Below are 19255 nucleotides of genomic sequence, written 5' to 3' on the forward strand. Positions count from 1 at the left end.
CATGACTTCGCGAAAACTTTCCATCCTGGCAGTCATCGCGGTGCTCGCCATCCTCGCGGGCCTGTGGCTCGCGGGCCGACAGGTTTCACCGCCGTCGATCGAATCTGCCGCTCTGTATCCTGAGCTGAAACAGGAGCTGGCTGCGATCACTGCCGTACGCATCGTCAAAGCCGGCGGCACGCCGGCCCTCGATTTGCAGCGTGGTGAGAGCGGCTGGACCGTCGCCGAACGCAACAACTATCCGGCCGACGAGGCCAAGCTGCGCAAGCTCATCACCAGCATCACCGAGGCCAAGGTGCTGGAGGAGAAAACCTCCAATCCAGCAAGCTATGCGGCACTCGGCGTCGAAGACATCTCCGATGCAGCGGCCGGCGGTGTGCAGATCGAGCTCGATGGCCCGAAGCAGCCGATCAAACTGATCGTCGGCAAGCAGGCCCAGGGCACGCAGTCGCAGTACGTGCGTCGCGCCGGCGAGCCGAAGAGCTGGTTGATCAACAAGAACATCGACACGTCCGCGTCCGCCGACCAGTGGCTGCGCAAAGAAGTCATCGATGTTTCTGCGGATCGCGTGCAGTCGGCTGAAGTGACCGTCGAGAAGAACAAGCCGTACTCTGCCGTGAAGAAGACTCGCGCCGATGAGGACTTCACGGTCGAAGGTTTGCCGAAGGGCAAACAGCTGAGCTCGCCGTCCGCCGCGGATAACTTTGCGACTGCCCTCGCCGGCCTGACGCTGAGCGATGTCAAAGCCGCCAGCGAAGTGACCGATCCGCCCAGCGCGCGCGCCACGATCAGAACCTTCGACGGCCTGGTGACCGAAGCCAGCGGCTGGACGAAGGACGACAAACATTACGTGGCACTGAAGACGTCTTACGACGCCGCGCTGGCCGACAAATTCAAAGTCGCGACCGCCGACACGGAGAAGAAGGACGCCAACAGCGAAGGCGCCCCGCCCGCCGACCCGCCGGCAAGTCGCAATGTCGCGGAAGAGTCGACCAAGGCGAACGCGCAGCTCAATGGCTGGGTTTACGAGATTCCGGCGTACAAGTACGAAGCGATCTTCAAGCCCATGGACGAGCTGATCAAGAAATAACCACGATGATCAGCGACCCAGAAATGGGTCGCTGATCGGAAGGCTTGGCAATAAGACAGGAAGTAGCGAGCCAAGCTGCCGTGACACCGCCGTTACCACTGACGTTTCGGCGTAGGCCAGGGCGGGGGGACTCCTCCGGGCAGCTTCGAACAAGAGGGACCTTGTCGGAGCAGTGCGCCCAGGGACGGGACCCGAGGAAGCCGCGCCGAGGCGCGGCTGACGGGGAGCACGGTGCCCGGAGGAGTCCCCCCGCCCTGGCCTACGCAAGCCACTACGCCTCTTCGCTGCCTCAGCGAGCCCTCAGCGATTCTTGGGCAGCACCACCATCCGCGTCCGGGTCCAGCGATCGTGCCAGGCCAGCTTGTCGCGATCGATCAAGATCCACAGATACCCGGCGAACGCCAGCGTCAGCGACACCGTCGCGCCCGCCAGACGCTTGAATACATCCACCCAGTTCAACGCAGAGCCGTCCTCGCGCTCGAGGCGAAGCCGCCAGGCTGCCATCCCGAGCGTCTGACCTCGACGCGTCCAGAACAATCCAAAGAACAGCACGATGATCGCCAGCAACAGCACCTGATACGCGTACTCCCACGCGCCATAGCGCTCACTCGTGATTGCCTCGCCGCCGGTCAGCGGCAAGAACACCGCCGTCGCGACCATCATCACCGCGAGCACCAGCAGCAGGTCATAAAACATCGCGCCTAGCCGGCGCAGCAGGCCGGCGCTGGGCAAGCGCTCGGTCGAAACGGAGTCAGTCATCTTTAGCGGACGCGTGAGATAGCGATAGTGGTAACGATCGTCAGCAGCACAGTTGGCAGCCAGGCGACCAGGAAGGGCGGCATGTTGAACACTTCGCCGCCGCTTTCCAACATCTTCGCCATCAGGAAGAACACGACACCGATCATGATACCCACGACCGTGCGCGCCCCCGTGCCCGTCGACCGCATCGGCCCGAACGCGAACGGCACTGCCAGCACCACGATGATCGCCACGGCGACTGTGCGTGCGATGCGCGCCCACAAAGCAGTCTCGTACGCACGCGAATCCAGACCGTTCGCCCTCAGATGCTGAATGTAGCTATACAGGCCTCGCCCGGTCAGCGAGTCCGCATCCAGCACGGCCAGCCCGAGAAATTCCGGCGACAACCCGGTCTGCAGCTGCGTCTCTGCCGCCTCGCTCGTCACCACCCGTTCATTGCCGATGCGTGATTCGAGGTAGTTCTCCAGGCGCCACAGATTGTTCTTATCGATGCTGGCGCTACTCGCGCGCCCGACGCTGCGCAGCCGGCGCTGCCCGTCGAAGCTGAACACGTACACGCCGCCGTAGCGATTGTCCGCCGACTGCTGGCGAACCGAGATGATCCGTTCGCCATCCTTGGCCCAGGCGCTGTTGTTGCCTGCCATGCTGTAGTCGTTGAACTTGGCGAAGGTCTTCATCTGCCGGCCGTACTGCTCCATCGGCGGCGCGATCACCTCACCGATGAGCGCAGTGAAAATCATCAAGATGACACCCGCGCCCGCCACCCACATCGCGATGCGCATCGTCGACACGCCCGCCGCCCGCACGACAATCAATTCCAGCGTGCGCGCCAGACTGCCCAACGCCAGCAACGCACCGATCAGCGCTGCGATCGGCAACATATCGAATGCGTACTTCGGCAGGTTCAAGCCGACGAACATGAAGGCGTTCTCGACCGAGAAGTTGCCGATGCCGATCTCGTCCTGCTGCGTGATGAACAGATACAAGGCACTCAGCGCCAGCAGCACGAGCAACACCAGCGCGGTGTTGCCGAGGATCGCTTTGATTACATATCGGGACAGGATGGAGGTCATGCCGGCACCGCCACAGTCCGAGGCTTACGGAACGGCGCCTCACGCGACAGCAGCCACAGGCCCAGAGTCAGCGCGACCGCGTGTACCCAGCCCATGCCGAGCCATTCCGACATGCCCCCTTCGATCCATGCGCGCCCCGCAGCCAGCAGCTGCGAATAGATGAAATATACGAGGATGGCGATGCCAATCCGTCCGAAGCGGCCTTGCCTCGGCCGCAGTCGAGCCAACGGCACCGCGATTAGCATCAGGATGAGCGCCATCAGCGGCGTCGAAATGCGCCACTGCAGCTCGGCGCGATCGCGCGGGTCGCTGGACTGTAACAACTCGTCGGTCGACTTCATGCCGGCCTTGCCGGCACGCCCGCCGATCTCACCCAGCCGGATCGGATAACCGCCCTCGGCGAAATGGGTGATCTGCCATTCCCCTTGTCCTGGCACGCCCTTGTAATGATCGCCGTCATACAGCACGAACATCTGATCGGCTTGCCCGGCGCCGCGCTGCTCGGCACGTGTCGCCACCCAGACTTCCAGCTCGCCGGTACTGTCCGGCTCCTGGGTCCGATCCACGAACACATTCACGTTGTGCAGAATGCCGTTGTCATCGACGCGCTCGGCATAGAACACCACATTGCCGCCGCCAAACGTGCGGAAGCGACCGGGCTCGAGCAGCCCGAATTGCGCATTCTGCAAAGCTTCGGTCCGGATCTGCTGCGCTCGTGCCGCTGCCGCGGGAATCCCCCAGAACGACAGCCAGATCAGCAAAGCAGCAATGAACGCGCCGAGATAGGCGATCGGCCGGTACAGGCCGACCGGCCCGACGCCGCAGGACTGGATCGCCGCCATTTCGCTCTCGTGATACATGCGGCCCAGCGCCAGCATGATGGCGAGAAAGAAGCCGATGGGCACGATCACGGTGAGATAGCCGGCCGAGGTCAGGCCGATCAGCGACAGCACCACATCGCGTGGAAAATCGTTGGCGGCGGCCTGCGACAGCACCCGCGCGAGCTGATTCGACAGCAGGATGACCAGCAGTACGCCGGTGACGGCCAGCCAGGTTTCCGTGACCTCCTTCAGGAGGTATCGATCCAAAGTGCGCAATGCTCGTTCCGCTTTTTACCCGCAGCGAGAGGTTAGTTTCCGCGGCGGTCAGGCGCGCGGAATGGAGTAGACTAGCCTCTTTTTCGCGCCCTTTGCGAGGAAGGTTCATGGAATTTTTCGTCAGCACCGCCTCAGCCTCCCGTCAGCGCACTGATTGCGCCATCGTCGGCGTCTACGACAAAGGCGTGCTGTCCGCCGCCGCCGAAGATCTCGATGCCCGCATCGGCGGCCGCATCGCCAAGCTGGTCAAGCGTGGCGATCTGCGCGGCAAGACTGGCGACGCCATTCTGCTCGCCGATCTGAGCGGCGCACCGGTCGAGCGCGTCCTGGTGCTCGGCCTCGGCAATCGCGGCGCCTTCAAGCGCAAGCAATATCGCAAGGCGCTGGCCAGCGCGCTGAGCCTGCTGGCCAAAACCGGCGCTCGCGATGCGATCAGCTATCTGGGCCTGGACGAAATCGCCGACGCCGATGCGTACACGCAAGCGCGCATCGTGGTCGAGGCGGTCTCGGCGTCGCAGTACCGCATTCCCGATCACAAGACCAGCAACAAGCGCCCCAAGCCGGCGCTGATCAAGTTCGGTCTTGCCGTGGCCAGTCGCGGTGACAAAGGCCAGGCCGAGCGCGGCATTGCGCACGGTGAGGCGATCGTCACCGGCATGGCACTGTCGCGCGATCTCGCCAACCAGCCGGCCAATGTTTGCACCCCGAGCTATCTGGCCCGCACGGCCAAGAATCTGGCCAAGGATTACAAGAAGCTCAACGTGCGCGTGCTGAATGAAGCCGAATGCAAACGCCTCGGCATGGGTTCCTTCCTGTCGGTGACCCACGGCACCGAAGAGCCGGCCGCGTTCATCGTGTTCGAGTACTACGGCGCCGAGCGCAGCCAGGCGCCGACGGTGCTGGTCGGCAAGGGTGTGACATTCGACACCGGCGGCATCTCGCTGAAGCCGCCGCCGGGCATGGATGAAATGAAGTTCGACATGAGCGGCGCCGCCAGCGTGTTCGGCACCATGAAAGCCGTGCTCGAGCTGGAATTGCCGCTCAACGTGATCGGCATCGTGCCGGCATGCGAAAACATGCCGAGCGGCCGTGCCACCAAGCCGGGCGACATCGTGAAGAGCATGTCGGGCCAGACCATCGAAGTGCTCAACACCGACGCCGAAGGCCGCCTGATCCTGTGCGACGCCATCACCTACTCGCGCCGTTTCAAGCCCGATGTAGTCATCGATCTGGCGACGCTCACCGGCGCCTGCGTGATCGCGCTCGGCAATCACATGTCCGGTCTGTTCAGCAACGACGACGAGCTGGCGGGCGAACTGAAGGCCGCGGGCGACCGCGCCGACGATCGCGCCTGGCACATGCCGATCGGCGAGGAATACGCCGATCAGCTGAAGAGCAACTTCGCCGACTTCGCCAATGTGGGCGGTCGCGAAGGCGGCGCCATCACGGCCGCATGTTTCCTCGCCAAGTTCACCGACGGCCTGCGCTGGGCGCACCTCGACATCGCGGGCACGGCGTATCAAGCGGGCGCGAACAAGGGCAGCACGGGTCGACCGGTGCCGCTGCTGGTCGATTACCTCATCAACAAGAAGTAATCGACCTGCCATGAGTCGAGTGGACTTCTACGTCCTCTCAGCGGACGCGCCCGATGCCCGCCTGCGCTATGCGTGCAGGCTGGCCGAGCGCGCCGTCGAGCAAGGCTGTCAGGTGTACATCCAAACACCCGACGTGCAACGACTCGACGACATGCTGTGGACGTTCAGCGATGGCAGCTTCCTGCCGCATGAGGTCTACCAAGGCCAGGCGGCGGCGCACGCGCGGGTGATGGTCATGGTCGGGTCGGAGCTGGGGCCGCAGTCACATCGAGGACTGCTGATCAATTTGACGGACGCCATGCCGTCGGACGTGAATGCATACGATCGGATCGCTGAGATCGTCGACGTCGATCCGGAGCGGAAGCGCGCTGCTCGCGAGCGTTTCAAACAATATCGCGAGCAGGGGTGTGCTATGGAGTCGCACAACCTTTAAGGCTTCAGAGGGCGTCGGTGGTCAGCGGCGTCGGGAGTGTCCTAGCTCTTCCCGGCACCGGGCACGGCCGGAGCGCTTGCGCTCCTACACCGCACGTCCATGATGAGCCCTGCTGTTGCGGTCCCGTCCCTGTACCGCAAAGCTGCCGGGAAGAGCTAGGACACTCCCGACGCCGCCGAAACGTCACAGCGGTTTTGCGCGTGACTCTGCTCCGGCCCCCAACCGTTGATTGTGAGTTTGAGGCTGATCGTTGTCGCAACGGCAGTTGCGGCCGCGCTTAGCGCGGCCGCTCGTGTGATGTCACAGCATGCGATCGGCCAGCTCTCCGTCGCGAGGCGTCGCCAAGACGACTCATCTAGTTTCGAGCGGCAGCAAGAAACGCAAGCGCTCGTTAGAGCGCGATAGCGGCGACGAACGTCGCTCCGCCAGCTATCTCTATGACCTTTCGGCGTCGCCGGGAGCGACCTACCTCCTTCCGGCAGCTTTGGGGCACAGGGATGGGGCCCCAACAGCAGGGCTCACCATGGACGTGCGGTGAGGAGCGCAGTGCGCTCCGGCCGTGCCCGGTGCCGGAAGGAGGTAGGTCGCTCCCGGCGGCGCAAACCACCAACGCCCTCCGGCGACAACCTCAACTCCACAGCCGACCCAAACGTTAAGAGAGATACGCAGCGTGATCGATCGTCACATTCGACGCGCCGCGTTCCATCGCCGCGCGTAGCGCTGGCGGCAGTGGCATCTTTTGAAGCGTGTGGTGATCGACGTGCACGTACACCGTTTCCACAGTCACTGTCACCTTCTCATCGCCGGCCAGCCGAAACTCCGTCGCCAACGTAAACGACGTATTGCCGAGATGCCTGGTCGACACTGAAATTTCCAGCACCTGGTCGTAGCGTGCCGGCGCGCGCCATTCCGTCGTTTGTTTCACCAGCTGAAAATCCAGCTCGCCGGTTTGCATTTCCTTTTCATAGCCCAGCGCGCGAAAGAACTCCGCCGCGGCCAGATCGGTGTAATCGCCGTAGCGGGAATTGAACACGACCTTCTGCCCATCGCATTCGCTGTAACGTACTCGCAAGAAATAACGGAACCGGCTCATCGTCGCTCCTCGACTCTCTATGCCGAGATAATAACGTCCCAAATCAGACAGCCAGCGGCAACAAATGCGGCTTCAACAGATCCGCAATCCAAGTCATGAAGACCTGCACGCGGCGGGACAGATTGCGTCGCTGCGCGTACAGCAGCCACACGGGCATCGGCTCGGCGCGCAACTCGGGCGCGACTTCCACGAGCAAGCCTTGCTCGATCAACTTCCGCATGCCGGGCCCTGGCGCTTGAATGATGCCCAAGCCTGCCAGGCAGGTTTCTTGATACGCCTCGGCACTATTGACCGTGATTGCACCGGGCATGTCCGCCGTGCGGTAGGCAACGCCATCGTGATATTCGAATCCCATCGACTTCGCGCCGAACGTGCCGACATAGTGGATCAGCTGATGCTGCGCGAGATCTTCCACCGTGCGCGGCATGCCGTGGGTGCGAACGTATTCGGGACTCGCACAGTTCGTGACAGCAAATGCGCCGAGCGGGCGCGCGATCAAACTGACATCGTCCACCGAGCCGACGCGCATCACGCAATCGAATCCTTCGCGCACTAAATCCACTTTGCGATCCGTGCAACTCAGCTCGATCTCGAGTAACGGATGTTGGCGCATGAACTCGGTCAGGTGCGGAATGACCGTGGTGCGTGCGATGCCCGTAGGCATATCGACCCGCAATCGTCCTCGCAATTCCTGCGGGCCTTGTTGAAACATCGAGCGCAGCTCGTCCATGTCGGCGAGCAGGTCTTTGCAGCGTTCGTAGCAAGCGCGTCCGTCCAGCGTCATCTGAACCTTGCGAGTGGTCCGATGCAGCAACTGGGTACCGAACTCGCTCTCCAACTGCTGAACCGCGGTGGACATGCTCGCCTTGGGCATGCCCAGGCTTTCCGCCGCCCGCGTATAGCTGGCGAGTTCGGCGACGCGGACGAAGATCTGCATGGCTTCGAGTTGATTCATGGGGGTAGCTTACCGGCTGATTGTTCGGATTATACGAACACTGCGATCAATGCCAGCCAGTTTATCACCTGATCTTGGATCAATAAGCTGCTCTCCGTCGCCTCAACCCCATCGCAGAAGGAGCCAGCAATGAATACCTCGAACACCTCCGCCCCCATCGCCCTGATCACCGGCGGCAGCCGCGGCCTGGGCCGGAACATGGCTCTGCAGTCCGCGCGGCGGGGCATCGATGTGCTGTTGACCTATCGGAGCAATCGCAAGGAAGCCGAAGACGTGGTGGCCGAGATCGAGAAGTCCGGTCGACGGGCGGCAGCGCTGCAGCTCGATGTCAGCGTCGCCTCGAGCTTCGATCAGTTCGTGGCGCAGGTTCGCGAAGTGCTGAAGAACCGTTGGCAGCGTGACCGCTTCGATTTCCTCGTGAATAACGCCGGCATCGGCATTCACGCGGCCTTTGCCGAAACCACCGAAGCGCAGTTCGACGAGCTGGTGAACATCCACCTCAAAGGCCCGTTTTTCCTGACTCAGAAGCTGTTGCCGCTGCTGGCCGACGGCGGCCGGATCGTGAATATTTCTTCCGGCCTCGCCCGCTTCGCGCTGCCGGGCTACGCGGCTTATGCCGCCATGAAGGGCGCCATGGAAGTGCTGACGCGCTATCAGGCCAAAGAGCTCGGCGGCCGCGGCATTGCTGTGAACATCGTCGCCCCGGGCGCCATCGAAACCGACTTCGGCGGGGGCCTGGTCCGGGACAACAAGCAGGTGAACGACCTGATCGCCTCGCAGACCGCGCTCGGACGGGTCGGCCTGCCGGACGACATCGGGGGCGTAGTCGCCTCGCTGCTGTCGCCGGAAAACCGCTGGATCAATGCCCAGCGCATCGAGGTCTCGGGCGGCATGTTCCTGTAAGTCGCGGTAAGGGTAGGAGCGGGCCGGCAGAGCCGGCCCGCAGCTTCTATGGGATACGGCGGCGGCCCGCGAGGATGCGTCGGGCGGCTATACTACCCAGCTATTTCACGCTCACTGCCCCGCGGTTTCCCGCCTGTGCCCGGATATGCAAAAAACCTACGACCCCAAGGACATCGAACAGCGCACCTACCAGCGATGGGAGTCGCACGGCTGGTTCAAGCCCTCGGGCCAGGGTGCGCCCTACAGCATCGTCATTCCGCCGCCGAACGTCACCGGCACGCTGCACATGGGTCACGCCTTTCAGCACACGCTGATGGACGTGCTCACCCGCCAGCACCGCATGCAGGGCGAGAACACGCTGTGGCAACCGGGCACCGACCACGCCGGCATCGCCACGCAGATGGTCGTCGAGCGACAGCTCAATGCGCAGGGCGTGCACCGTAGAGATATCGGCCGCGAAGAATTCACCAAGCGCGTGTGGGAATGGAAGGCACAGTCCGGTGACACCATCTCCCGCCAGGAACGCCGCATCGGCAACTCGGTGGACTGGTCGCGCGACCGCTTCACGATGGACGAAGGGTTGTCCGAGGCGGTCACCGATGTCTTCGTGCGTTTGTATGAAGACGGGCTGATCTATCGCGGCAAGCGTCTGGTGAACTGGGATCCGGTGCTGCACACCGCCCTGTCCGATCTGGAAGTGATCTCACAGGAGGAGCAAGGCTCGCTGTGGCATTTCCGTTATCCCATCGAGGGCAGTGGCGATACCATTTATCCCGTCGAAGGCAGCGATCAGCACATCGTCGTGGCCACCACGCGCCCGGAAACCATGCTCGGCGACACCGCGGTGGCCGTGCATCCCGAGGACGAGCGCTACAAACATCTCATCGGCCAGAAGATCCGCCTGCCGTTGACCAACCGACTCATTCCCATCGTCGCCGACGATTACGTCGACCCGGCGTTCGGCTCCGGCTGCGTCAAGATCACTCCGGGCCACGACTTCAACGACTACCAGATCGGCGTGCGTCATTCGCTGCCGCTGATCAACATCTTCGACGCCAACGCCGCGCTCAACGACCAGGTGCCCGAGAAATATCGCGGGCTCGACCGCTTCGCCGCGCGCAAGCAAGTCGTCGCCGATCTCGAAGCGCTGGGGCTGGTCGAGAAGATCGAGCCTCACAAGTTGCAGGTGCCGCGCGGCGATCGTAGCAATGCGGTGCTCGAGCCGTGGCTCACCGATCAATGGTACGTGCGCATCGCGCCGCTCGCCGAGCCGGCGATCAAGTGCGTGCAGGACGGCCGCATTCGCTTCGTGCCGGAGAACTGGTCCAAGACTTACTACCAGTGGATGGAGAACATCCAGGACTGGTGCATCAGCCGCCAGCTGTGGTGGGGACATCAGATCCCGGCGTGGTATGACGATCAAGGCAATCATTACGTCGCCCACAGCGAAGCGCAGGCTCAACAACAGGCGCGCGCCAAGCTGGGCCGCGATGTGACGCTCAAGCGCGATGAAGACGTGCTCGACACGTGGTTCTCGTCCGCGCTCTGGCCGTTCTCCACCCTGGGCTGGCCGGAGCAGACCCCCGAGCTCAAGACGCTCTATCCCACCAGCGTGCTGGTGACGGGCTTCGACATCATTTTCTTCTGGGTGGCCCGCATGATCATGATGGGCCTGAAGTTCGCCGGCGACGTGCCGTTCCGGGAGGTGTACATCACCGGCCTGATCCGCGACGAGAACGGCGACAAGATGTCCAAGTCCAAGGGCAACATCATCGATCCGCTCGACCTGATCGACGGCATCGACCTGGAGTCGCTGGTCGCCAAGCGCACCACCGGGCTGATGCAGCCCCAGCAGACCAAAGACAAGATCGAGAATGCCACGCGCAAGCAGTTCCCGAACGGCATTCCGTCCTATGGTGCCGACGCGCTGCGCTTTACGTTCTGCGCGCTCGCAACCATGGGCCGCGACATTCGCTTCGATCTCGGCCGCATCGAGGGCTACCGCAACTTTTGTAACAAGCTGTGGAATGCCGCGCGCTACGTGATGATGAATCTGGAGAGCGCGCCGCCGGCGACTGCCACGGGTCCGGTTGAATATTCCGCCGCTGATCGCTGGATCCGCTCGCGCCTGGGCGCGACGATCGAAGACGTGCGCGCTCGCCTGGCCGAAGCCGAATATCGTTTCGACCTCGCCTCGCAAGCGTTGTATGAGTTCGCCTGGTACGAGTACTGCGACTGGTATCTGGAGCTGTCGAAGCCGACGCTGCAGTCCGAACAGTCGAGCGATGCACAGAAGCGCGGCACGCGCGAAACGCTGGCGGTCGTGCTCGAAGCGTATCTGCGCTTGTTACATCCGCTGATGCCCTTCATCACCGAAGAGATCTGGCAGTCGGTGGCCCCGATGGCCGGCATCAAAGGTGAGACGATCATGTTGCAGTCGTATCCGACTGCCGCCGAGTTCTCACGCGACGTCGCGGCTGAAGCCGCTATCACGCCGATCAAGGCCGTGATCCTGGGCGCCCGCCAGATTCGGGGCCAGCTGGATATTCCTCAGTCTCGCGAGATCGCTGTCGCGTTCCAGTCGCCGGAGGCGAGCGATGCACCTTCGATCCAGGCGAACCTCGACGTGGTCCGCGGGGTCGGCAAGATCGGGGAACTGACCATCCTCCCGGGTGACGCTTCCCTGCCGCCGTCCGCGACCGCCATCATCGATCGCCGCACGGTCTCCTCGCCGCTGGCCGGCCTGATCTCCGACCCGCAAGCCGAGCTGGCGCGCCTGCGCAAGCGCAAAGCCAAGGTCGAGCAGGACCTCAAGCGAGAGGAAGGCAAGCTCAACAATCCGAACTTCGTCGCGAACGCCAAGCCCGAGGTCGTCGCCGAAGTGCATGACCGTATCGCCGAGTTCAAACGGCAAGTCGCGCAACTGGATGAGCAGGAACAAATGGTCAGCAAGTTGTAAGAGACCATTCTCTTCTCTATCAACGCACCCACTGCCCCCAAGGCGTCGCCTGCGGTGGGTGTGCCCTCCCGGCAAATGGATCCATCCAGGGATGGTGGTCCATTAGCAGCCACATGGGCTCGGCGGTGTTTTCAGCGAAGCATGCTTCGCTCCGCCGAGCGGGTGTACATGGATGTACACCCTGGGCTTACGCGGAGCAGGACTGCGCAGCGTAAGGTGCAGCAGAGTCGCGCGCGTTAGCGCGAGCGAAGCGGAGCGACGGCGTGTGTCGCGGTGCCGGGAGGGCACACCCACCGCAGGCGACGCTAACCACTAAGCTCAGCTCTCCGTTGTCTCCATCTGGCGAATCTGCCATACGCTCTGCCGCGAATGCGAACTACCTACTTGCATTTGACGCCGTAGTGCCGACACTGACCGGCGAGCGAAAGCCGGAGAGCGCATGAATTCCGCCATTCCCACTCTGATCACGCAGGCCGACCCCATCGAGCTGATCGCCGCCACCACGGCGCAGCTCAATCGGGTCATCCTGGGCAAGGAGCAGCAGATGCGACTGTGCATCTCGTGCCTGCTCGCGCGCGGTCATCTGCTCATCGAGGACATTCCCGGCGTCGGCAAGACCACCCTGGCGCACGCGCTCGCCGAATCGCTCGGTCTCTCTTATCAACGCATCCAGTTCACCAGCGACCTGCTGCCCGCCGACATCATCGGCATCTCCGTGTTCGACCGTGAGACCAGCACGTTCCAGTTCCACAAGGGCCCGGTGTTCTCGCAGCTGGTGCTTGCGGACGAAGTGAATCGCGCCACGCCGAAAGCGCAGAGCGCACTGCTGGAGGCCATGGAAGAGCATCAAGTCACTGCCGATGGCAACACGTATCCGCTGGCGGCACCGTTCTTCGTGATCGCCACCCAGAACCCGGTGTATCAGATCGGCACGTATCCGCTGCCCGAGTCGCAGCTCGACCGCTTTCTGATGCGCATCGAGCTCGGCTATCCCGATCCGGCGCTGGAACGTCAGCTGCTGCTCGGCCAGGACCGTCGCGATCTGGTGGCGACGCTAGCGCCAACGTTGTCACCCCAGCAATTGCTGTTGATGCAAACGATGGTGCCGAAGGTGCACGTATCCGATGCGTTGCTCGACTACGTGCAGGCTCTCGTTCGTTACACGCGCGAGTCTCCGTTGTTCGAAGCGGGCATCTCTCCCCGTGCTGCCATTGGCCTGCTGCGAGCAGCCCAAGCCTGGGCATTGATTCATGGCCATCCGGGCGTCATGCCCGAAGACGTGCAGGCAGTGCTCGCTGCGGTGGTCGGCCATCGCCTCAAGCCTCGCGACGAAACCGCACCCAAGACGCCCACCGAAATCGGTCAGTTCGTCCTGAAAGAAGTCGCGGTCCCTTAGTCGCTGGCGCGTGAGTGGTCCAGCGGCCATGAACTTGAGCCTCAATCTGGATTTCGGCCTGATGCGCCGGCTGCGACAGTTCTCTCGTCGCTGGGCTCGCAAGCGTCATGGCATCGATGTCGATCCGCTGACTTTGCCCAACCGGCGCATCTATATCCTGCCGAGCGGCATGGGCGTTGCGTTCGCACTGATGTTGGCGGCCATGTTCATCGGCGCGATGAACTATGCAAACAATCTGGCGCTGGGGCTGACGTTCTTGCTCGGCTCGCTGGCGCTCACCGCCATGCATTACTGTCATCGCAATCTGTCCGGCATCGTGATCCGCTCCGCCAGCAGCGAGCCGGTGTTCGCGGGGAACGAGGCGACATTTCATATCGCACTGGAGAACACGGCGCCGCTGGCCCGTCACGAGTTGAGCGTCGCGAACGATCACGGCGGCCTCACGACGCCACAGCTGATTGCAGCGAATGGGCGCGCCGTGTTCGACCTGCGCCTGCCTGCACCCAAGCGCGGCATGCTCACGCTCGACCACTTCGAGATCGTCACACGGCATCCATTCAGCCTGTTTCGCGCGTGGGCTCATGTCCACATGAATCTCACCTGCGTGGTCTATCCCAAACCGGCCGCTCGCGGCCTGTCGCCACCGCCTGTGGAAACAGATACAGGCGGGGCTCAAGACTCGGCGCGAGGCGATGAAGAGTTCGCGGGCCTGCGCCCGTTCAATCCCGGCGACTCACCCCGTCGCATCGCGTGGAAAGTCTATGCTCGTGAGCAAGGGCTGCAGGTCAAGCTGTACGCCGGCACCGCGGTCACATCGCACGTGTTCGATTGGGATGGGCTCACTGGTCTCGGCACCGAAGCGCGGTTGTCGCAACTGTGCCGCTGGATCGAGGACGCCTACGCCGAAGGCCGCGCCTTCGCCTTGAAGCTGCCCGGCCTGGACATTCCAGCAAACATCGGCCCCGGTCATCGGCAGCGCTGCCTGACTGCTTTGGCGTTGTTCGAGCCATGAGCGCGGCCACGCTGGAAAACCGCCTGCAGCAACTGACGCCGATCGGGCAGCGGCTGGTCTGGGTGATTGCCGGCCTGGCGCTGGCGGTCGCACCGCACTTTGACCACATCGCAGTCTGGACGCTGCTGACCGCCGCGGTCGCCGCGGCATTTCGCATGACTGCCGAAATCAAGCATTGGCCGTTGCCGCCGAAGTGGGCCTGTACCGGCATCGCATTCGCTTCGTTGCTCGGCGTGCTCGCCAGTTATCGCACGCTCAACGGCATCGACGCCGGCACCTCGCTGCTGATCGTGATGGCGGGCATGAAGCTGCTCGAGACCCGCACGGTGCGCGATCTCACCGTCGTGGTATTCCTCTCCTACTTCGCGCTGTTCGCCGCCTTCCTCTACAACCAGAGCATGCTGTTGCTGCCGTATATGCTGCTCACGGCGGGGCTGCTGACCATGACGCTGATGCGCATCCATCAGACCGAGGCGATGCCGGTTCGCGAAGCGGCCACGACCACGGCAAAAATGTTTCTACAGGCAGTGCCGCTGGCGGTCCTGCTGTTTCTGTTCTTCCCTCGCCTGCCCGGACAGTTCTGGGCGGTGCCGGCGCGCGAACGGGCCATCACCGGCTTGAGCGAGCAAATGACGCCCGGCGACGTATCCGAGCTGAGCCTGTCCAGCGCGACCGCATTCAGAGTGAAGTTCGAGGGCGAGGCGCCGCCACCGCGCGAACGCTACTGGCGCGGCCCGGTGATGCATCTGTTCGACGGACGCACCTGGCGTTACACGGGCGCGTCCTACCAGCCCCAGCAGATCGCCTCGTCCGGCTCGACGTATCGCTATCGAATTTCCCTGGAGCCGCAGCAGCGCAATTGGATCTTCGCGCTCGATATGGTCACGGGCTGGGATCGGGCGCGTGCCCATCGCGCCGAGGACTTTCAGCTCTACGCGCGTCAGGAACAGATCGCCGTGCTGACGTCGTTCGATCTGGAATCGACGCCCACGTACGTCACCACCAGCGAGCTGCGCAATGACCAGCGGCGCCTGGATACATACATTCCACGCAATCGGAACACGCGCACCATCGAGCTTGCGCGTCAGATGCGCGAGAGCGCGGGCAGTGACGAAGCATTCATCCAGTCCGTGCTCACCAAGTTCGGCAGCGAAGAGTTCTATTACACCCTGCAACCGCCAGCGCTGGACACGAACGCCGTCGACGACTTCCTGTTCAACACCAAGCGCGGCTTCTGCGAACACTTCGCGTCGGCGTTCACCGTCATGGCACGCAGCGTCGGCATTCCAGCTCGCATCGTGACCGGTTATCAGGGCGGCGAATTCAACCCCATGGGCGGCTATTTCATCGTGCGCCAGTCCGATGCGCATGCCTGGTCGGAGGTGTGGCTGGATGGCCGTGGCTGGCAGCGTATCGACCCCACCGCAGCGATCGCGCCCGAGCGCATCGAGCGCGGTTTGGATGCTGCTATTTCTGCCGAGGAAGACGTGCCAGGCAGAGTGCTGCGTCAGAGCGCGCTGTTCTCGAAGATGCGAATGGCGTGGGACGCGGCCAACACGTTCTGGAACGACCAGATCGTCGAGTTCGGTGAGGCTCAGCAGAACTGGCTGCTGAAGAAGCTCAATATCGACAACCCGCGCCTGGAATATCTGGCCGTCGGACTGATCGTCGCCCTGCTCGGCTTCTTCGCAATCCTGTCGGTTTATCTCACCTGGAAGTTCAAGCCGCGAGCCCGCGACCCGGTCGCGCATGTCTACGAGCAGTTGTGCCGCAAGCTCGCGAAACTGGGTGTGCCCCGGCAGCCGCACGAAGGGCCGAATGATTACGTCGCGCGTGCGGCGCAGGCGCGGCCGGAACTGGCCGCGCAGTTGGCGGAAGTGCAATCGGTCTACGTAAGCTTACGTTATGGCCCGACGCCGTTGCCGACTCAGCTCAGCCGGCTGAAGTTTCTGGTAAACCAGCTGGAGGCGTGACCTCGCGAGCCGCTCGTGCCGCGATGACCAGTACGATCGCGCCGCCTGCGAACAACACCGCCACCGACAGAATCGCCATGCGCGAACTGCCGGTGAGCAAGGCCGTGAAGGCCATGAGCAGCGGGCCCAGCACCGCGGCGAATTTGCCCATCATGTTGTAGAAGCCATAGAACTCGCCGGCGCGCTCCTGCGGAATCAAGCGTCCGTAGTACGAGCGGCTCATCGCCTGAGTTGCGCCCTGCACGCAGCCAATGGCGGCCGCCATCACGTAAAACTCGGACACGGTAGTCATGAACACGGCGTAGAAGGTCACAGCGGCATACACGCCGATGCCGACGAAAATGCCCACCAGCGGACTGATGCGGTCGCCGATCGCGCCGAACAGCAACGTGGCCGGGAAGCCGATGAACTGGATCATCAAGATGCCGGAGATCAGGCTGTCCGCCGGGAAGCCGAGCGCGAGGCCGTAGTCCACCGCCATCTTCATGATGGTGTTCACGCCATCGATGTACATCCAATAAGCGAGCAGGAACAAAATCACCGGGCGATAGGTGCGGACTTCCTTGAACGTCCGGAGCAACTCCTGAAAGCCTTCACGCAGTGCGCCGCCAGCAGCTACCGGCGCACGCTCTGCGGTGCGTGGGTACGCTTTGAAGAGGGGAATCGCGAACACCACCCACCACACTGCGACCGAAACGAACGAAGCGCGAATCGCCGCCTCGGGACTGGCCAGACCGAACATCGCCGGTTTCGCAAACATCAGCACGTTGACGGTGAGCAACAGCGCACCACCGAGATAGCCCATCGCGTAACCGAAGCCCGAGACCGAATCCAGCCGCTTGGCCGGCGCGACCGTCACCAGCATCGAGTCGTAGAAGATCAACCCGCCCCAGAAGCCCAACGACGCAATCGCGAACAACACCGCCGCGGCCTGCCAATCGCCGACGCCGACGAACGCCAGCATCGCCGTCGGAATCACACCGATTGCGGTGAACGCCGCGAGAAAGCGCAGATGCTTGCCGCCACGATCGGCCAACGCACCGAGCCAGGGCGCCATGATGGCCAGCACGAAGCTCGACACGCCGTTGGCGATGCCCAGCCAGAAGGTGCTGGTGGTCGCATCCTGACCCGGCGTCAGGAACTGTTTGAAGAACAGCGGGAAGAACACGACCATCACCGTGGTCGCAAACGACGAGTTCGCCCAGTCGTAGAGCGCCCAGGCGAACACTTTCTTGGTGATGAGCGGTGACTTCATGTCTGGCTGTTCGTTAAGCGGCAGCCGCCAGATGCTCGCGGGTCTCGCGGAAATCGAGATCCGGCCAGCGTTCCAGCGTCAGCTGCAGGTTGACCCGCGTCGGGGCGAGATAGACCAGTGCGCCCGAATGATCCAACGCCAGGTGCTCGTAAGCCTTGGTGCGGAATTCATCGAGCTTCTTCGCATCCTTGCTGTACACCCAGCGCGCGGTGTACACGTTGACGTTGTCGAACGACGACTGCACCGAGTATTCGTCCTGCAAACGGAACGTGACCACGTCGAACTGCAGCTGGCCGACGGCGCCGAGAATCAGATCGTTGTTACGCAGCGGACGGAACACCTGGGTCGCGCCTTCTTCGCACAACTGATCCAGCCCCTTCTGCAGCGCCTTCATGCGCAGCGGATCGCGCAGCACCACGCGACGGAACATTTCCGGTGCGAAGTTGGGAATGCCGGTGAACATCAACGACTCGCCTTCGGTGAAGGTGTCGCCGATGTTGATCGTGCCGTGATTGTGCAAACCGAGAATGTCGCCCGCGAACGCCTCGTCGGTGTGCTGACGATCGGCCGCGAGGAACGTGAGCGCATCGTTGATGCGCATTTCTTTCTTGAGCCGCACATGAAACAACCGCATGCCCTTGGTGAACTTGCCCGAGCAGATGCGCATGAAGGCGATACGGTCGCGGTGCCCCGGGTCCATGTTCGCCTGGATCTTGAACACGAAGCCGGTGAGCTTTTCTTCCAGCGGCTGCACGACCCGGCCGGTCGTCTCGCGCTCTTTCGGGCCTGGCGCATTCCTGACGAATGACGCCAGCAGCTCCGTCACGCCGAAGTTGCTGATGGCCGAGCCGAAGAACACTGGCGTCTGCTTCGCGGCCAGATACTGCTCGAGATCGAATTCCGGCGCGGCGCCGCGCACCAACTCGACTTCTTCGCGGAACGACTTCGCGCGCGCGCCGAGAAATTCCGTCGCCGCATCGCTGTCGAGCTTGTCGATCGTCGCATGCGTGCCGGCGCGGCCCTTCTCGCCCGCCTGATAGATATAGATGCGATCTTCCGTCAGGTGATAGATGCCCTGCAGCTCGCGTCCCATGCCGATCGGCCAGGTGATGGGCGCGCAGGAGATCTTCAGCACCTTCTCGATTTCATCCAGCAGCTCCATGGGCTCGCGGCCTTCGCGATCGAGCTTGTTGATGAAAGTCATGATGGGCGTGTCGCGCAGGCGCGTGACTTCCATCAGCTTGATGGTGCGCGCTTCGACGCCCTTGGCGCAGTCGATCACCATCAATGCCGAGTCCACCGCCGTCAGCGTGCGGTAGGTGTCTTCGGAGAAGTCCTCGTGGCCGGGCGTGTCGAGCAGGTTCACCATGTGGCCGTCGTAGGGAAACTGCATGACCGAGGAAGTGACCGAGATACCGCGCTGCTGTTCCAGCGCCATCCAGTCCGAGGTCGCATGCCGGGCCGCCTTGCGGCCCTTCACCGTGCCGGCGAGCTGAATGGCACCGCCGAACAACAGCAGCTTTTCGGTCAGGGTGGTCTTGCCGGCGTCCGGGTGACTGATGATGGCAAAAGTTCTTCTTTTGCTTATCTCCCGGGTACTTAGGCTATTGGCTAAATCTTCTGACATGGTGATTCCGCGCCCCGGCGCGCGCAACCACCTTA

Annotated in this window: 15 protein-coding genes; 8 read left to right on the top strand and 7 right to left on the bottom strand. The window is 62.9% G+C overall.

Annotated elements, in window-relative coordinates; translation table 11 throughout:
* Nucleotide 1 precedes the first annotated feature (1 nt).
* A complete protein-coding gene (locus tag D0550_RS08125) occupies nucleotides 2-1090 on the top strand; it encodes a DUF4340 domain-containing protein (RefSeq protein WP_116808607.1) in 1089 nt (362 codons plus the stop codon).
* A gap of 300 nt (nucleotides 1091-1390) precedes the next feature.
* Here D0550_RS08125 and D0550_RS08130 read toward each other — a convergent pair whose 3' ends face one another.
* The 3 genes from D0550_RS08130 to lptF are packed head-to-tail and all read right to left on the bottom strand — an operon-like array spanning nucleotide 1391 to nucleotide 4010.
* Entirely contained in the window at nucleotides 1391-1849 is a 459-nt protein-coding gene (locus D0550_RS08130; protein WP_116808608.1) for an RDD family protein, read from the bottom strand.
* Between the two features lie 2 nt (nucleotides 1850-1851).
* Nucleotides 1852-2922, bottom strand: coding sequence for an LPS export ABC transporter permease LptG (lptG, locus tag D0550_RS08135; protein ID WP_116808609.1), 1071 nt, complete (start codon nucleotides 2920-2922; stop codon nucleotides 1852-1854).
* Nucleotides 2919-4010 (bottom strand): LPS export ABC transporter permease LptF, encoded by a 1092-nt coding sequence (gene lptF, locus D0550_RS08140; RefSeq protein WP_161965703.1) that lies wholly within the window; start codon nucleotides 4008-4010, stop codon nucleotides 2919-2921. Before lptF ends, lptG begins: the two co-directional genes overlap by 4 nt.
* Nucleotides 4011-4126: 116 nt before the next feature.
* Here lptF and D0550_RS08145 point away from each other — a divergent pair, with 116 nt between their 5' ends.
* Entirely contained in the window at nucleotides 4127-5614 is a 1488-nt protein-coding gene (locus D0550_RS08145; protein WP_116808611.1) for a leucyl aminopeptidase, read from the top strand.
* Between the two features lie 10 nt (nucleotides 5615-5624).
* A complete protein-coding gene (locus D0550_RS08150) occupies nucleotides 5625-6047 on the top strand; it encodes a DNA polymerase III subunit chi (protein WP_116808612.1) in 423 nt (140 codons plus the stop codon).
* 652 nt (nucleotides 6048-6699) lie between these two features.
* On the opposite strand, the gene D0550_RS08155 is transcribed toward D0550_RS08150, so the two are convergent.
* Both D0550_RS08155 and D0550_RS08160 read right to left on the bottom strand, forming a co-directional pair.
* Complete coding sequence (locus tag D0550_RS08155; RefSeq protein WP_116808613.1) at nucleotides 6700-7140, bottom strand: acyl-CoA thioesterase; 441 nt, start codon at nucleotides 7138-7140, stop codon at nucleotides 6700-6702.
* A gap of 43 nt (nucleotides 7141-7183) precedes the next feature.
* A complete protein-coding gene (locus tag D0550_RS08160) occupies nucleotides 7184-8095 on the bottom strand; it encodes a LysR family transcriptional regulator (protein ID WP_116808614.1) in 912 nt (303 codons plus the stop codon).
* A 129-nt stretch (nucleotides 8096-8224) separates the two neighbouring features.
* On the opposite strand from D0550_RS08160, the gene D0550_RS08165 reads away from it, so the two are divergent.
* From D0550_RS08165 to D0550_RS08185, 5 genes are all read left to right on the top strand, one after another.
* Nucleotides 8225-8998: an SDR family NAD(P)-dependent oxidoreductase gene (locus D0550_RS08165; RefSeq protein ID WP_116808615.1), complete on the top strand. Its 774-nt coding sequence runs from the start codon at nucleotides 8225-8227 to the stop codon at nucleotides 8996-8998.
* A 145-nt stretch (nucleotides 8999-9143) separates the two neighbouring features.
* Nucleotides 9144-11957 carry a valine--tRNA ligase gene (locus D0550_RS08170; RefSeq protein ID WP_116808616.1) on the top strand — a complete coding sequence of 938 codons (2814 nt, stop codon included), beginning with the start codon at nucleotides 9144-9146 and terminating at the stop codon, nucleotides 11955-11957.
* Between the two features lie 439 nt (nucleotides 11958-12396).
* Entirely contained in the window at nucleotides 12397-13353 is a 957-nt protein-coding gene (locus tag D0550_RS08175; protein WP_116808617.1) for an AAA family ATPase, read from the top strand.
* A 28-nt stretch (nucleotides 13354-13381) separates the two neighbouring features.
* Nucleotides 13382-14365 carry a DUF58 domain-containing protein gene (locus D0550_RS08180; protein ID WP_116808618.1) on the top strand — a complete coding sequence of 328 codons (984 nt, stop codon included), beginning with the start codon at nucleotides 13382-13384 and terminating at the stop codon, nucleotides 14363-14365.
* Nucleotides 14362-16338, top strand: a complete 1977-nt coding sequence (locus D0550_RS08185; RefSeq protein WP_116808619.1) for a transglutaminase TgpA family protein — start codon at nucleotides 14362-14364, stop codon at nucleotides 16336-16338. Before D0550_RS08180 ends, D0550_RS08185 begins: the two co-directional genes overlap by 4 nt.
* On the opposite strand, the gene D0550_RS08190 is transcribed toward D0550_RS08185, so the two are convergent.
* Both D0550_RS08190 and D0550_RS08195 read right to left on the bottom strand, forming a co-directional pair.
* Nucleotides 16298-17593, bottom strand: a complete 1296-nt coding sequence (locus D0550_RS08190) for an MFS transporter (RefSeq protein ID WP_116808620.1) — start codon at nucleotides 17591-17593, stop codon at nucleotides 16298-16300. The two genes, D0550_RS08185 and D0550_RS08190, sit on opposite strands and share 41 nt — an antisense overlap.
* 13 nt (nucleotides 17594-17606) lie before the next feature.
* Complete coding sequence (locus D0550_RS08195; RefSeq protein WP_116808621.1) at nucleotides 17607-19220, bottom strand: peptide chain release factor 3; 1614 nt, start codon at nucleotides 19218-19220, stop codon at nucleotides 17607-17609.
* Between the last annotated feature and the right edge of the window lie 35 nt (nucleotides 19221-19255).

This window comes from Steroidobacter cummioxidans (assembly GCF_003104955.1).